The 13946-nt window shown below is 41.2% G+C and carries 20 protein-coding genes and 1 pseudogene; 6 read left to right on the forward strand and 15 right to left on the reverse strand.

What is annotated here, in order from left to right:
* The first annotated feature begins 4 nt into the window (after positions 1–4).
* From BFW96_RS18385 to mnhG, 3 genes are read left to right on the forward strand one after another with little or no spacing between them, the layout of a single operon-like run.
* Positions 5–481 carry a Na+/H+ antiporter subunit E gene (locus tag BFW96_RS18385; protein WP_014665187.1) on the forward strand — a complete coding sequence of 159 codons (477 nt, stop codon included), beginning with the start codon at positions 5–7 and terminating at the stop codon, positions 479–481.
* On the forward strand, positions 481–765 hold the full coding sequence (locus BFW96_RS18390; protein WP_003228814.1) for a Na(+)/H(+) antiporter subunit F1: 285 nt from the start codon (positions 481–483) through the stop codon (positions 763–765). Before BFW96_RS18385 ends, BFW96_RS18390 begins: the two co-directional genes overlap by 1 nt.
* A complete protein-coding gene (gene mnhG, locus BFW96_RS18395; protein ID WP_014665188.1) occupies positions 749–1123 on the forward strand; it encodes a monovalent cation/H(+) antiporter subunit G in 375 nt (124 codons plus the stop codon). The genes BFW96_RS18390 and mnhG overlap by 17 nt, the downstream gene beginning before the upstream one ends.
* A gap of 38 nt (positions 1124–1161) precedes the next feature.
* On the opposite strand, the gene BFW96_RS18400 is transcribed toward mnhG, so the two are convergent.
* The 6 genes and pseudogenes from BFW96_RS18400 to degQ all read right to left on the reverse strand — a co-directional run bounded on the left by BFW96_RS18400 (position 1162) and on the right by degQ (position 5960).
* Positions 1162–1542 (reverse strand): hotdog fold thioesterase, encoded by a 381-nt coding sequence (locus BFW96_RS18400; protein ID WP_040081970.1) that lies wholly within the window; start codon positions 1540–1542, stop codon positions 1162–1164.
* 18 nt (positions 1543–1560) lie between these two features.
* Positions 1561–2205 (reverse strand): annotated as a pseudogene (gene comA / locus BFW96_RS18405) (two-component system response regulator ComA).
* Positions 2206–2285: 80 nt separating this feature from the next.
* Entirely contained in the window at positions 2286–4586 is a 2301-nt protein-coding gene (locus tag BFW96_RS18410; protein WP_069840241.1) for a histidine kinase, read from the reverse strand.
* 11 nt (positions 4587–4597) lie between these two features.
* Positions 4598–4762, reverse strand: coding sequence for a competence pheromone ComX (gene comX / locus BFW96_RS18415; protein WP_014665191.1), 165 nt, complete (start codon positions 4760–4762; stop codon positions 4598–4600).
* Between the two features lie 12 nt (positions 4763–4774).
* Complete coding sequence (locus tag BFW96_RS18420; RefSeq protein WP_014665192.1) at positions 4775–5635, reverse strand: polyprenyl synthetase family protein; 861 nt, start codon at positions 5633–5635, stop codon at positions 4775–4777.
* Between the two features lie 184 nt (positions 5636–5819).
* On the reverse strand, positions 5820–5960 hold the full coding sequence (degQ, locus tag BFW96_RS18425) for a degradation enzyme regulation protein DegQ (protein WP_003220708.1): 141 nt from the start codon (positions 5958–5960) through the stop codon (positions 5820–5822).
* Positions 5961–6181: 221 nt separating this feature from the next.
* Here degQ and BFW96_RS21600 point away from each other — a divergent pair, with 221 nt between their 5' ends.
* Complete coding sequence (locus BFW96_RS21600) at positions 6182–6307, forward strand: hypothetical protein (protein WP_139123549.1); 126 nt, start codon at positions 6182–6184, stop codon at positions 6305–6307.
* Positions 6308–6421: 114 nt separating this feature from the next.
* On the forward strand, positions 6422–6790 hold the full coding sequence (locus BFW96_RS18430) for a YuzC family spore coat inner layer protein (protein WP_014665193.1): 369 nt from the start codon (positions 6422–6424) through the stop codon (positions 6788–6790).
* Here BFW96_RS18430 and pdeH read toward each other — a convergent pair.
* The 7 genes from pdeH to BFW96_RS18465 form a co-directional block, all read right to left on the reverse strand.
* Complete coding sequence (gene pdeH, locus BFW96_RS18435; RefSeq protein WP_014665194.1) at positions 6766–7995, reverse strand: cyclic di-GMP phosphodiesterase; 1230 nt, start codon at positions 7993–7995, stop codon at positions 6766–6768. The genes BFW96_RS18430 and pdeH overlap by 25 nt on opposite strands.
* A 136-nt stretch (positions 7996–8131) precedes the next feature.
* A complete protein-coding gene (locus BFW96_RS18440) occupies positions 8132–9604 on the reverse strand; it encodes a nicotinate phosphoribosyltransferase (RefSeq protein ID WP_014665195.1) in 1473 nt (490 codons plus the stop codon).
* A 15-nt stretch (positions 9605–9619) separates the two neighbouring features.
* The gene (locus BFW96_RS18445) at positions 9620–10171 is read right to left on the reverse strand and encodes a cysteine hydrolase family protein (RefSeq protein WP_014665196.1); all 552 of its coding nucleotides are present in this window, start codon (positions 10169–10171) and stop codon (positions 9620–9622) included.
* Positions 10172–10267: 96 nt separating this feature from the next.
* Positions 10268–10666, reverse strand: coding sequence for a YueI family protein (locus tag BFW96_RS18450; RefSeq protein WP_069840242.1), 399 nt, complete (start codon positions 10664–10666; stop codon positions 10268–10270).
* A 71-nt stretch (positions 10667–10737) separates the two neighbouring features.
* Positions 10738–10986, reverse strand: a complete 249-nt coding sequence (locus tag BFW96_RS18455; RefSeq protein ID WP_069840243.1) for a YueH family protein — start codon at positions 10984–10986, stop codon at positions 10738–10740.
* Positions 10987–11058: 72 nt separating this feature from the next.
* Complete coding sequence (locus BFW96_RS18460; RefSeq protein WP_069840303.1) at positions 11059–11280, reverse strand: spore germination protein; 222 nt, start codon at positions 11278–11280, stop codon at positions 11059–11061.
* Between the two features lie 59 nt (positions 11281–11339).
* Entirely contained in the window at positions 11340–12449 is a 1110-nt protein-coding gene (locus BFW96_RS18465; RefSeq protein ID WP_069840244.1) for an AI-2E family transporter, read from the reverse strand.
* A 114-nt stretch (positions 12450–12563) separates the two neighbouring features.
* Between BFW96_RS18465 and BFW96_RS18470 the strand changes: the two genes are divergently transcribed.
* A complete protein-coding gene (locus BFW96_RS18470; protein ID WP_069840245.1) occupies positions 12564–12953 on the forward strand; it encodes a DUF2283 domain-containing protein in 390 nt (129 codons plus the stop codon).
* A gap of 40 nt (positions 12954–12993) precedes the next feature.
* Here the strand turns inward: BFW96_RS18470 and BFW96_RS18475 are convergent, their stop codons facing one another.
* Together BFW96_RS18475 and BFW96_RS18480 are read right to left on the reverse strand one after the other, a co-directional pair.
* Positions 12994–13230, reverse strand: a complete 237-nt coding sequence (locus BFW96_RS18475) for a YuzF family protein (protein ID WP_003220677.1) — start codon at positions 13228–13230, stop codon at positions 12994–12996.
* Between the two features lie 177 nt (positions 13231–13407).
* Positions 13408–13938: an HD domain-containing protein gene (locus BFW96_RS18480; protein ID WP_003244444.1), complete on the reverse strand. Its 531-nt coding sequence runs from the start codon at positions 13936–13938 to the stop codon at positions 13408–13410.
* Positions 13939–13946: the final 8 nt, after the last annotated feature.

Below are 13946 nucleotides of genomic sequence, written 5' to 3' on the forward strand. Positions count from 1 at the left end.
TCGCATGGCATTTCAAATTTTATTAAATGTGTTTCTCGCTTTTTGCTGGATGTTCTTAAGCAACAGTCCAAGCGCCGCAGGATTCATTACAGGCTATATTCTGGGAATGCTCTCTCTCTTTTTCTTCCGGCGCTTTTTCACTCGCCAGTTTTATCTATGGAAAATGTTTTCTATCATCAAGCTCTGTTTCATTTTTATAAAGGAACTGTACCTTGCCAATGTCAGCGTGATGAAATCCGTTTTATCACCAAAAATGAATATCAGACCGGGCATTTTTGCTTTTAAAACTGAACTGACGAAAGATTGGGAAATCACCCTGCTTTCCCTGCTCATTACATTAACGCCGGGAACCTTGGTGATGGATATTTCTGATGACAGAACAATACTTTATATTCATGCAATGGATATCGAGGATGCGGAAAAAGCGATTTTTGATATTCGGGAGTCTTTTGAAAAAGCCATACAGGAGGTGAGCCGCTGATGTTTACGCTGATCCTGCAAATCGCGCTCGGCATTATGGCAGTGTCTACCTTTTTGTATGTCATTCGTGTCATTAAAGGGCCGACTGTGCCCGACCGGGTCGTGGCTCTGGATGCTATCGGCATCAATCTGATCGCGATCACGGCGCTTGTCTCCATTTTGCTGAAAACAAGTGCGTTTTTGGACATTATTTTGCTGCTGGGGATTTTATCATTTATCGGAACAATCGCATTTTCTAAGTTCCTGGAGAAAGGAGAGATTATCGAAAATGATCGAAACCGCTAAGGTGGTTGTGGCTGTATTCATATTGCTTGGCGCTCTTGTATGCCTCATTGCATCATTCGGAGTGCTTCGCCTTCCAGATGTGTTTACACGCTCTCATGCTGCTTCTAAAGGCTCAACATTGGGGGTCAATATGATTCTGCTCGGTGTCTTCTTCTATTTGTGGTTTGTGTCAGGGGAACTCTCCGCAAAAATCCTGCTTGGAATTCTCTTTATCTTTATTACGTCGCCTATCGGCGGACACTTGATCTGCCGTGCTGCGTATAACTCCGGCGTCAAGCTTGATGAGAGAAGTGTGCAGGATGACTATAACGGAATCAGAAACTTTGTGATAAAACGAAAAAAGGATTCTTATTTATAAAAATAAGCAGCCGGACAGGCAGAGTTCCGGCTGTTTTTTTATTTCTTGATGACAGCCAGCGTGCATCTGGATATACAGATTAACCTCTCTTGCTCGTCATATATGTGAATATGATAGACAATCGTCGTTCTGCCTACATGAACGGGCTCGGCTACCGCCTTTACCGTTCCTTCCTTAACAGATTTTAAATGGTTGGCGTTAATCTCCAAACCAACACAAGCTTGCGTTGTATGATCAATCAGGTTCTGTGCACCTGCGCTCGCCGCGGTTTCCGCCAGGGCCACTGAAGCGCCTCCATGCAAATATCCGAACGGCTGTACCGTCCGATGATCCACCGGCATGACCGCAACGCATCGTTCCGCAGTGTTTTCAACAATCTCAATACCAAGCGCTTCAAGCAATGTATGCTTCATATCCATCATCTACACCCCCAACATTTAAAGTACACCGTCTGATTTCGCAATCAAAACCGCTTCCGTCCGGGAACCGACATTCAGCTTATTGAAAATCGATGTCAGGCTGTATTCAATGGACCGCTTGCTTAAGTGAAGGGCATCTGCGATTTCTTGGTTTGTAAATCCTTTTTCAACTTCTTGCAGAATCAGGCATTCTCTAGGTGTGAGCACATCTTGTTCTTTTTGAGAGGAAGGAGCCGGCTTTGTTTTTTGCTGAGTCATCAGCTGTTTAAAGTAAGCAAAATCGACTAAAATTTCTCCGTTGAGTACGTGGTATATGTATTGGGTGATCTTTTCTTTAGATTCCGTTTTGCTGATGGCACCGTGCAGACCCGCACGAATCGCTTCCTCAAAATAATCCTCGACCTCATAACCGGTATACACGATAATTTTACAATGAGGATTCTCTTGTAAAATCTGTTTAGAAAGCTCCATCCCATTGACCTCGCCGCCTAAATTCAGATCCATTAAAATGAGATCATATGACGAGAAATCATGCTACTTGATAAACTGTTCGCTCGGTTCAGGACTGAGACAATCAACAGACAAATTCGAATCCGTTTCCAAAATTGTCTTGGTGCCTTCCATGACAGCCGGATGGTCATCAATCACTAGTATCTTTTTCATGTTTTCCTCCCTTTTACTCACTCTTTTCCATTTTATAAAAAAGACTTGGCCTGTGCCAAGTCGTTTCCGTTATAAATCCATTACAATTCGATTTCAATATCAGCCTTAAAGCCCTTTCCTTCACTCGTTTCAATCCGAAGGCGCCCATCTAAAGCCCTGACTCTCTCCTTAATGCCAGAAAGCCCCATGCTCATGGAATGTTCAGTATTTTTTTCAAGGTCAAACCCTACGCCATCGTCCTCATAATGAAGAACAATTTTGTTTTGTATACTGATGAGCATAATCAGCACATCCGTCGCCTGAGAGTGCTTGACCGCATTAGACAGAAACTCTTGAATGATCCGGTATAAATTCAGCTGCGAATCCAGATCAAGGGAAGCCGTAAATCTGCCGGTATTTAAACGGATATGAAATGGAACCCGCTCCTGCTGCTGCGCCACCAGCTTCGACAGCGCCTTCACCAATCCAAGATCATACAGAAGCTGCGGCCTCAGCTCATGACACGTCTCCCTCGTCATCGAAATCACATCTGACATCTGCTCATTCATCTGTACAAGCTTGTCCTGCACTTCTTCACGGCACGGATTGTCATCCTTTTTAAAATCACCCAAAAACAGCTCACACTGGCGTTTTAAGGAAATCAAGTCCTGAAGAACCGAATCGTGGAGATCGCGGGCGAGATCGGAGCGTTGTTTTTCCTCGATCGTGTACATGAGTTTTTTGAGCCATACGGGGTTGGATTCTTGTTGTTTTATTTCTTCTAAATGACTCATTAGTTCTTCGATTTTCATGACGTTTTCGATCGATACGTTTGTATAAAAAGCCAAAGTTTTCAGCCAAGAAAGTTCTTCGAGTGTGAGACGAGGCGTATTCATTTTAGATAAACAAAGGATCACAAATGATTTACCACCGCGTTCACCAATCTTCATGACAAAACCTTTATTAAATTCAACGATTTTCCCTATTTCGGATGTTACTTTTCTAAATTCTTTTTGATAGACTTTTTCAATTGAATTTACGTTCGCATCATCATATAGTTCAATACTTGCGTCAGCTGAAACTTCATATACATGTGCTCGGCTAACAAGAGAGACTTCAAGTATAGTATTTTTCAGTTCTTCAAATACTTGAGTCAAGGAAGTTGAGTCTCTAATCATCTGCGTGAATTTATATATACTGTCTTGATAATTGAATTTTTCCGAGACCCTTTTTAATCTAAATCTGAAATCAAGTACTTCTTTATAATAAAAAACAGCCACCATAATAATATATATCAGAATCGCCAATCTAAAATAATAGAAATCTCCAGCTGGATTTCCTATTAACTCAAATACCGTAACTAAAATAATTGTGGGCGTTAATGCTAATATTCCATAATATTTTAACCTACTTAAAATAAAATCCACATTATAAATTTTATTTGTCATAAATTGATAAACCAAAGAAAATGGTATTAGGAACATAAATGAAGCAGCTATAAAAGAAGAAATCCCATCAGTGCTTAAGAATACATAAGGTATAATATATAAAAACAAAAACGGCGAAAAAGATAAGATATTAATTATGGTAAGAACTTTTATAATATGTGCTTGTTCAGTATCCTTACTTTTAATTAAAATAGATCCAAAATATACGCTCACGATTATAAATGAAATAAAGAACGAAAGTAAATTTATTTTAGGCACATAATGTCTAAAGAAAAGCTGAGTTCGCAACAATTCAAAAACTAGATTTAGTATTGGAATTGCATATAGTATAAAAACTTTTTTGTTAAATAACACAGTGCCTAGTTCTTTAAAATACTGATACAAGAAAAGAAGATAGTTAAACATTACAGATGTTAAAGTGAATACCATTATACATCTGCTTAACCAATCCCCCTTTGCAGATCCGCCCGCACTTAAGTATGCTAAAGAAGCTGATAACAAGAAAACGATTAAAATCAAAGCAGATAGTAGTTTTTTCGATTCATTTATTTTTAGAATGAAGAAACAACAAAATAGACAGGCTATATAAAATATTAGCGGGATAACAAAAGTAGTAAAATTCCCATCATTCATTAAATCAGGCTTAATTCTAACCTTTTCTCCATCTCTCTCGACGACTATTGAACTCACATGGTTTGAATTATATTTTTGAACTTCAAGAGGACGCTTAACTTTTTGATTATTGATACTTTTGATGACGTCCCCTTTTTGTATGCCTGAGTAATAAGCCGTAGAAAATTCCTCAATATTTGTTATTACGACTTCATTGTCTTGATTTTCGGCTACTGCTGCACCTACTAAAAGTTTACTCGAACTTATATACGTTAAATAAGTTACATAGACTAAACTGACTAAAATCAAAATAATTGAAACTTTGTTGTACCATGCCTTCATTTATTAAAGCCTCACGAAGGAACCCAATTACCGTTTGTATAAATTTGCAGCCCTCTAAAGGCATCAACTATACTTTTCAATTGTTCCTTATCTATATTTAATAAAGAGGCTCTGCCTTCCATGACCTCATCTAAAACTTCTGGATTTTTTACTAAGTATCCGACTATTTCCTGCATATAAATCCTCCTTTATTTTATGATTCCTGTTATTAATTTTTTTATTTTATTCTCTTGCAATTCTAATCTAGCAATTTCTTTCTTTAGTTTTTGTAATGACAAGTGTTTCATTACAAGTAAATATTGCACTACGCCTGCCTCAGTTAATTTTTCTTTTATTTGTTTGGGATTCAATGATAAGAACAACTCAGCATTTTCATACCAACTCAAGATTTCTGCAGAAGCTGCATTAAAACGTTTACTTAAATATAAGTATGCCAATGTGTTTTTCTTCTGAATAAAATCGTTATTTAAATAATATAAACCTTGGTAATCATTCTCAATTTGTGCAATAATCCCAAGTTCATAAGAATAAGAAGCCACGATGGGATGGTATTTGCCTGTTGCCAGCATTACTCCCATTACACAAGGCAATGCCGTTAGCGCTCCTGATTTATTTTTGATCATGTCAATACAGGCTTCTTCAGTTTGCGGCGCATTCACAATATCATCATGCTGGCCTTGAATTGATTGTAACGCAAAATTCAATATCTCTTGTGAAAATTCTGGTTCATGACTAGCTTGACACATCACTTGTATACTAAGGGTGTAAAGAGCTGTAACTGCATTTAAAGCGATAGACGAGTCAATCTTCATCCAGACAGCATTTCCATTATCTTGATCCTCTAAGTCATCATAAATATCGAATGAGAGTATAAGCAATTCAATTCCGGCAGCAAGCCATTCGATTGCTTTTTGATCCTGACCGTTAAAAGCTAAATAATGATGAAGTGCCAAATCGGCAAACTCAAAAGTATCCTTAGACTCAATAAAATTCTGAAGATATCGTTCCAAGTCCTGATTCTTTATTTTTTGGCTTACAATCTCCTTCATTTTCTCCTTGATCCGGACAGAATCTAAACATATCTGCTCAATAACGACTTCCCCCCTCCCATTCCATTTTACTAAATGGAACATTTAAAGGACAGCAGGTTTTTCGTTTTTTAACAATCATATAATACTTTATCCATTAATTGTATGGATAGAACGAAAAAAAAGACTTGTTTCCAAGTCTTTTTCACGAAATTTTCATTGCATAATTGTATTTATCGAGTTGATCGATGCTTTTGTTAATGTTTCGTAATGAATCTGTCGTTTCTTTAATATCAAGTTCGAGTCGGAATAACAATTGTTTTACTTCTTCAAGTTTCTTTTCCATCGTTTCCACACTCCTTTTTTTGAAAGATCAATGAATTGTGTATGGTGAACGAGTCCTAGGTATTTGATCTGTTACTAATAGTGTATCTGCTTTCGGCTCATTTTTCACCGAAAAGTATGCAAAAAGATCCTGCGTGACACCGCAAATATCAATAGGTCCTTATACTCAAAGAGATCACAACAAGAACGGGACTATTTTTCTATGGGCAAGAGCGGATATTTCTGCTCGAATTGAGAAAGATTCTTAATTCCCTTGATTTTAACGTGTTTCACATTTTTATTAAGCAAGACTATAGTCCTTCATACCGTATTTTCAAAATTGAATATGCGATTCTTGGCGTTTCCTGACCGACAAACACCGAAAAAGACCGCAACGCTAAAGTTGTGGTCTTTTCGCTTTGTCATATTCAGCAAATGGGGATCTATACATATAGAAACACCACTTTTGTGTGAGGTGCTCCCATGAGATATCGTTATCCCTGGTTTTACGTGTATCCGTATGAGATACGCCGTCCGCCCGCTCCTGCCTCCAATATAGATACTTTTATCCGTTCAGCGAAGCAGGCCGCAGGGATTTTTGCGGATGCTCAGCTGGTGCTCAGCCGCATTGCGGGCTCGCGGGAGCTCTCGCGCCGCATTCTGACCGCAGCCGAGCAGTCCGATAAACAAACCATAAAGCGCCTGATCAAACAAATGGGCGTCCGGCATGAAGTGGATACGGTCTTTAATCCCGACGGCATCTATATCAGCCTTATCGGCACGCAAAGCCGAATGATTCTTGCTTTGCGGTGGTCAGAGGACCGCAATCATTTTGCGTCCATAAGATTATGACACCATTCCAGAGCCTCAAGATAACATTCATACGCTTCTTCTTTGTCCAGCTGATTGCCTAATTCCGAGCAAGTGTCCCAGTTGTTGCTTTCAATTAATTTCACAAGCTCAAGCATTTGGTAGTAGTCGTTTTGATGGCCTAATAACGCTTGCCCGACTTCATCTTTCAAAGGCAATTCTTGTACAATTTCCTCTATTTCTCTATGCAGGAGCGTGTCTATGAGAGAAAACATTCCGATCAGCATATAAGAAGCAGGCTGCGGCCGGGATGCCTTCCTCGCCAGCAGCTCGCAAAGCTTTGCTCTTATCAAAGAAATCTTAATGATTTCGTGCTTGCTGGAATGCCCTTTTCTGCTTAAATCCTTAAAGGAAAGAATATAGATCCACCGTTTGATTTCATTAAATCCAAGCAGCATAATGGCCTGCTGAATGCTTTCAATTTTCTGGCTCAAACGGCTGTGGGATGAGTTTAAAAATTTTAAAATTTGATAGGACAGTGATAAATCCCGCTCTATGTACTCTGTTACACGCTTTATGTTAGGCTGCTCTTTGCTCAGTTCGTTAAGCAGTTCATAGTAAGAATAAAAATGAGTCGACAGGTCATGCCCGCTGATGATGCGCGGCTCGCTGAAAAAGTAGCCTTGGAATAATTGAAAGCCATCTTGAACTGCCTGTTTATATTCTTTTCGGGTCTCTACCTTTTCTGCTAAAAAAATTAAGCCGCTGCAGCTGTAGGTTTGCAAAATTTTTCTGCGTTCCATTCGTGTTGTTTTGAGAAAATCAATTTTCAATATATCAATATAGCTCATGAGCTTTTCCAATAAGTCCTCATTTTGCGGGTTTATTGCATAAAAATCATCGAGCGCCAGCATATACCCCATTTTTTTCAATTCTTTGCATCTAGAAATGAGGGCCGGCGTGATCGGTATATCTTCAAGGATTTCAATGACAAGCTGTTTCGGATTGAAGGAGGTGGGAAGATTCGAAAACATCAGGCTTTCCGTAAAATTAACAAAACAGCGTTTTCCTTCCGTCAGCTTCTCAATTCCGATGTTTAAAAAGCTGTTGATCACCAAATCTGTTGTTGCCTGATCGCCGTCTTTAGCGCTATATACGTTCTCTTCGCTTTCTCTATACAGCAGTTCATAAGCAACAACCTGTTCTTTTCTATTAAAAATAGGCTGTCTTGCAACAAACACCCTCATTGATTAATCCCCCTTACAATACGCGCGGCTTTCACCCCTAAGTATATCAAATATTTTGACGAAAATTGTCTAAACATGAAAAATAATATATTCATAAAAAAAACTGGCCCTTCGCGAACGAAAGGCCAGTTTTTATTTATTCTTCCTCAAGCTCTTCTTCAATTCTGCTTTTCACTTCGTGGATCCGCTGCATTTTATTGCTCCAGCAGTCCTCGCTTAAATCAACCGGGTATTCCTCCGGCTTGCTGATTCTTTTATATTCCTCCCAAAGCAGGCTGAGGTTATCCTGCACATACTGCTGTATGTCTGAAATCTCAGGGTTTTGGTAGCAAAGAATTCCCTTTTCAAAAATCAGCTCATGAAGATCCTTCGCATAAAAATTTGTGACAAATTTGCTGATGAATGTATGGACCGGATGGAACATTCTGAGCCGCTTCTGATCATTCACCTGCTCATCATAAAGCGCGATATAATCGCCTTCAGAATGATGGTTGGACTGATTGATAATTCGGTAGACTTTCTTTCTGCCCGGTGTCGTCACTTTTTCAGGATTGGATGAAATTTTGATCGTGTCGACCATTTTCCCGTCTTCCTCAATGGCAACGAGTTTATAAACTGCGCCGAGAGCCGGCTGGTCATAGGCAGTGATCAGCTTCGTACCGACACCCCAGACATCAATGCGCGCTCCCTGAGCCTTTAAATTCATAATGGTGTGCTCATCCAAATCGCTTGAAGCAATCACCTTCGCATCTGTAAATCCTGCTTCATCAAGCATTTTACGGGCTTTTTTTGACAGGTACGCCAAATCGCCGCTGTCCAGGCGGATGCCAATGAAATTAATGCGGTCGCCAAATTCCTTGGCAACCCTAATCGCATTCGGCATGCCTGAACGAAGCGTGTCATACGTGTCGACTAAAAAGACGCAATCCTTATGCGTTTCCGCGTATTTTTTGAAGGCTGTATATTCATCACGGTAAGCCTGCACAAGCGCATGCGCATGTGTGCCGGAAACCGGGATATTAAAGCGCTTTCCGGCTCTTACATTGCTTGTCGCGCTAAAGCCGCCGATTAAGGCTGCTCTCGCTCCCCACATGGCCGCATCCATTTCATGTGCCCGCCTTGTTCCAAATTCAAGCGCAACTTCATCACCGATGACGCCTTTAATCCGGGCAGCCTTTGTTGCGATTAATGTTTGATAGTTCACAATGTTGAGCAGAGCCGTTTCAATCAGCTGCGCTTCAACCAGGGGCGCCTCCACCCTCATAATCGGCTCATTATTAAAAACAAGCTCTCCTTCTTTCATGGAGTAAAGTGAACCTGTAAAAGTCAAGCCGCGCAAATATTCGATAAAATCTTCTTGGTACCCCAGTTCATCTTGTAAATAACTCAAATCGCTATCCGTAAACTTGAAATTTTCCAGATACTCTATGGCTTTTTCCAAGCCCGCAAATACGGCATAGCCATTTTCAAACGGAAGCCTTCTGAAAAACAGCTCAAAAATCGCTTTCTTTTCATGAATGCCGTCTCTCCAGTACGTTTCCGCCATATTGATCTGATAAAGGTCTGTATGCAATGACAGGCTGTCATCTTTAAATCCGTACTCTAACACTGTTTTTCCCCTTCCTTACTCTGCCACTTGCGCTCCGATGCTATTTGCAAAATGGGAAAGAGCCCATGCGTGCCCCTCCTGATTAAAGCTGGCAACAGCCTGTTGATGCACAACAATCTGAAAACCTTTGTTGTATGCGTCAACGGCCGTATGTAGCACACAAATATCTGTGCAGACACCTGCAAGGTGCAGTTCGCCAATCTGCCGCTCTCTGAGTTTGAGCTCTAAATCAGTTCCCGCAAAAGCAGAATATCTCGTTTTTTCCATGTAGTAAACATTAGGTTTATGTTCATGTTTCTGATATAGAGGCAAAAGCTTTCCGTACAGATCTTTTCCTTCCGTGCCTTTTATATTATGCGGAGGAAAAAGACGGGTTTCGGGGTGATATTGATCCCCTTCATCATGAGAATCTACTGCTAATACGACGTAATCACCGTTTGTGATGAATTCTTCGGTTAAATTGACGATCGCCTCTTCAATCATTCTGCCGGGCTCCCCGCAGGTCAATTTTCCGTCACTCGCCACAAAATCATTCGTATAATCAATACAAATAAGTGCTTTTTTCATAGCCGGCCTCCCCGCCATCAGTATGAGAACATTATATCTTATCTCCAGTTGTAAGTGAATTGCCATGAATAAAAAGACAAACGGCCCGTTTGTCTCTTAAGATTTCAGCACTGACCGATTATAAATGTCGTCCTGAATATATATCAATTCACGATTCACAGCGATGTCAACCGCAATGACGAGGCCTAAAGGCGTATGAAACTGAAGATCAGATACAATCTTGAAGGGCACTCCGTATCGATTCGCCATTTGGATATAAGGAGAATAAGACTGGTACTGAAGCTCTCCATTAATCAAAAGGGTAACGTTATGGCTGTTTTTCAACTCGTGTTCCGCTTCTTTATACGGTTTGCTTCTAAGCACTTGTCCTTTCGTCAATGCCAAAACGACTCTTTCTCTTAAAGAGCCTAAAAACAAATGGCGCTCGTCAGGCTTTGTCTCCAAAGGTCCATACATTCCTTGCTGCAAATAGAGATCCATTTTATCTTCACTCAAAAGCCTGTCCTCCCGTCTTGTTTGTTTTCATTATCACCTGATCAGGCAGGAGCTAAACTTTCAAACGCGGTTTACATTTCTGTTACCCAATGAATGATTTTTTTGGCCAGCTCAGCAGCAGGGGCTTCCTCTGTATGCCGGCGCAACGAAGCTTCCAGCCGTTCAGGCAGAGTTGCTTTATCTTCTTCATAGGAAATGATCGTGCTCCACTCCAGTTGCGGGACCGCTACAAGCGTGCGCAGTTCTTTTCTGTTTTCATGCAGATACACGTCCGTGATCATTCCGGTTTGCGTATTGATATTTGCTTTTCTGATTTTCATAACATGACCTCTCTATTCAAAGACTACCCATATTATACAATAAAAAAGCAACAGCCTCTTGTGAAAAGGCTGTTACCCGTTAAACGAAACTGTTTCATCAATGATATCGGCATCTTTGAAGAGAGTTTTACTCGTTTGGTTGTTAATCTTCACAAAGTCACCAAGCTGAAATGTGCCTGACCCCGCCCCTGAATGAGCGATGCTTTTGGGCGAAATCGCAAATACGTCTCCAAAGCTTGCCGCGGCATTACCCGTAACTGACATGATATAAATCGGCCCCACAATTGCAGGCATTTCCCCACCTCCGCATTGATTTACAGCATCATATGCAAAGAGCCGCAAATGGTGCCCGCCTATTCAGCGGGCTTTGCGTTTTCTTCGAGGCGTGACCGCTGGCGCAGTTTGATCAAGCGGACAATATTCAGGAAGAACGCCTTCACTACCGCATAAACCGGCACCGCTAAAATCATGCCGAGAATTCCGCCGAAGCTTCCCGCACCGATTAACAGCAAAATAATCGTAAGCGGATGCGTATTCAGCCGTTTTCCGATTACAAGAGGAGACAGCAGGTTTCCGTCCAGCTGCTGAACGATGACAACCACAATAATCGCAAACAGCGCTTTAGCCGGCGAGTCCATAAAACCGACAATAACAGCCGGCGCGGCACCGAGAAAAGGCCCGACATAAGGAATGATATTGGTAATCGCCATGACAATCCCAAGAATCAGGGCATACGGCAGTCCGGCAATTAAATAGCCGATAAAGCACGCTGTCCCGACAAATAGACAGATTAACAGCTGTCCCTGGAAATAAGCCGCAAGCGTATCTGATAAATCTTTAAAAATCTTTAAGCCTTCTGTCCGATAAGAAGCCGGAAGAATTTTTACCGCCAAATGCGGAAAGCGGTATCCGTCTTTCAGCATGTAAAAAAGGATAAATGGAACAGTAATAATAACAAGCGTGATGTTTGTCACGACGCCAAACACCGCAGATAAACTGGACGTGATATTTTGCGGCAGGTTTTGGAGAAAGCTTGTCAATGACTGTTCAATTTTTGATATTGATACATAATCCTGATTCATCATCCAGGTAAACCATTGGGAATGAGACAAATCCTTTGTCAGCGCCTGAATCTGTTTTATGTAATCAGGAAGGTTGTTGAACAGCCCGGTCACCTGGGATGTGATGACAGGCCCGACTGACGCTGAAACGAAGGCAAGCAAACCGATAAACAGTAAATAGATCAATAGAATGGATAATGTCCGCGGAATTTTTTTCTCAAGCAGGCGGACGACCGGATTAAATATGAAATACAAAATTCCCGCAATCAGCATCGGGAAAAACAATGTCGAGATAAAAACAATGAACGGCTGAAATACAAATGAAACTTTTGTTGCTACATAAATAATCAGCAAAACAAATAAAATCTGCAATGTCCAAAAATGGACTTTTGATTTCAACAAGCTTTGTTCCTCCTAGTTTTTCTTTGTCTGTCAGATAAAAGAACTTATACCCCATCATTGTAACAAAAATGAACTCATATCAGAACTCTTAATATAATGAGAGGAGTGTTGCTAATGAAGGCCGTGACATACGATACAGATTCAGAACTGGCTTTTATCTATGTTCATCCTCCGGAAAAGAACAGAAATATGCGGTATGAGGAGCTTAAGGTCAATGATTGTCTCCTGCTGGATATCAGCCAAGACGGCAAAATCGCCGGATTCGAATGTTTTGGTGAGGCAGCACGCCTCTGTGCCCCATTTGCCGGGAAATCCCGAATGTATGTAAAAGATTCAGACGGTTATCATTTTAGGGTCGGCCAGCATGCTTCAGTCCGTTCCTGCTATACGGTGTACGGCGTCACTTTCTGTTTTTTAGATGGTGACTATCAGGAATTTGCCGGTTTTGACCTTGATGGAACAATGTATCCCAGTGCGTTTTTACAGCGCTTAACTGAAAAATAGGACGTCCCGGTGTACGCCTATTTTTCATGCGCAAGCACTGTTAGACCCGCTCACTGTAATCTGGCGTGACGGAAATCATGTGCTGGATTCTGATCAAACAAACAGAATTTCGGGCTCCTTCAATTGTGATATGGTCAGGTTTTACATCGATCAGTCTGCCTCTGACCGTATCTCGTACTGTCTGTATAACGAACCTTGAGCCGATGAGCTTTTTAATGGTCTGATAGACATAAGGATCGACTAAAGAGACCAGTTGCGGACTACCTTGATTGACCATACTTTTATCCCCTTTGTGTGTTTTATCTCAGCTTATGCCGCGCTTATGGATAATGACACAGGCTTCCCTGATAAAACAAAGGGGTGCGGAGATTTTAGGAGAATACGTTTGGAAGCGGGTGTAAAGGAAGTGTCGATGAAGCGGAGACAGCGAAGAAAGCTGGCCGCTGTTCCGTACTTATACAGGCTTTATCACGGATGCCTGGGCTTGGTCGATTAATTGGTCCAGCTTTTCTATTTTTTTTCGTGCGGTTGAAGGATCAATTTGGCGGTAATGATGGTGGCCGCCCGGCTCTTCATCCAGTTCGTCCGCTTTTTTGACAATCTGCTGCAGCGTGTTTTTATCTAATTCGCCTTCAGGCAAATAGGAATCTGTATGAAGCAAAATGGCCAGGGCAATCTCTTTTGCCGCTTTCGGTTCCTCGCCAAGCCGAATCAGAAGCTTATGCGCCCGTTCTGCCCCTTTAATGGCATGGATGTCATTTCTTTTGTATTTCTCATAATCCCACTTTCCGTCTGTATACCATTCATAATGGCCGATATCATGAAGCAGTGCTGCTTTTGCTGCTAAATCAGGATTGATGTCAGCCTTCACAGACAGCCTGTATGCATGATAAGCGCAGGCAATCGCATGTGCCACGCCGGAACGCTGAAGATATTTTTGTGCAATTGGATGGGTGAAAACATCCATTAATGTAACCTTTCTCATGGAAACCC

The organism is Bacillus sp. F56, from assembly GCF_001748205.1.
GTDB lineage: Bacteria > Bacillota > Bacilli > Bacillales > Bacillaceae > Bacillus > Bacillus stercoris.

What these genes read in the sequence shown, in the direction of transcription:
- BFW96_RS18385 (WP_014665187.1), top strand. Translation starts at nt 5, where the DNA reads ATGGCATTTCAAATTTTATTAAATGTGTTTCTCGCTTTTTGCTGGATG.
- BFW96_RS18390 (WP_003228814.1), top strand. Translation starts at nt 481, where the DNA reads ATGTTTACGCTGATCCTGCAAATCGCGCTCGGCATTATGGCAGTGTCT.
- BFW96_RS18460 (WP_069840303.1), bottom strand. Translation starts at nt 11,280, where the DNA reads ATGCCTGCAATTGTGGGGCCGATTTATATCATGTCAGTTACGGGTAAT.
- comX (WP_014665191.1), bottom strand. Translation starts at nt 4,762, where the DNA reads ATGCAGGAAATAGTCGGATACTTAGTAAAAAATCCAGAAGTTTTAGAT.
- BFW96_RS18400 (WP_040081970.1), bottom strand. Translation starts at nt 1,542, where the DNA reads ATGGATATGAAGCATACATTGCTTGAAGCGCTTGGTATTGAGATTGTT.
- BFW96_RS18430 (WP_014665193.1), top strand. Translation starts at nt 6,422, where the DNA reads ATGAGATATCGTTATCCCTGGTTTTACGTGTATCCGTATGAGATACGC.
- BFW96_RS18455 (WP_069840243.1), bottom strand. Translation starts at nt 10,986, where the DNA reads ATGAAAATCAGAAAAGCAAATATCAATACGCAAACCGGAATGATCACG.
- BFW96_RS18445 (WP_014665196.1), bottom strand. Translation starts at nt 10,171, where the DNA reads ATGAAAAAAGCACTTATTTGTATTGATTATACGAATGATTTTGTGGCG.
- BFW96_RS18420 (WP_014665192.1), bottom strand. Translation starts at nt 5,635, where the DNA reads ATGAAGGAGATTGTAAGCCAAAAAATAAAGAATCAGGACTTGGAACGA.
- BFW96_RS18480 (WP_003244444.1), bottom strand. Translation starts at nt 13,938, where the DNA reads ATGAGAAAGGTTACATTAATGGATGTTTTCACCCATCCAATTGCACAA.
- mnhG (WP_014665188.1), top strand. Translation starts at nt 749, where the DNA reads ATGATCGAAACCGCTAAGGTGGTTGTGGCTGTATTCATATTGCTTGGC.
- pdeH (WP_014665194.1), bottom strand. Translation starts at nt 7,995, where the DNA reads ATGAGGGTGTTTGTTGCAAGACAGCCTATTTTTAATAGAAAAGAACAG.
- BFW96_RS18470 (WP_069840245.1), top strand. Translation starts at nt 12,564, where the DNA reads ATGAAGGCCGTGACATACGATACAGATTCAGAACTGGCTTTTATCTAT.
- degQ (WP_003220708.1), bottom strand. Translation starts at nt 5,960, where the DNA reads ATGGAAAAGAAACTTGAAGAAGTAAAACAATTGTTATTCCGACTCGAA.
- BFW96_RS18475 (WP_003220677.1), bottom strand. Translation starts at nt 13,230, where the DNA reads ATGGTCAATCAAGGTAGTCCGCAACTGGTCTCTTTAGTCGATCCTTAT.
- BFW96_RS18410 (WP_069840241.1), bottom strand. Translation starts at nt 4,586, where the DNA reads ATGAAGGCATGGTACAACAAAGTTTCAATTATTTTGATTTTAGTCAGT.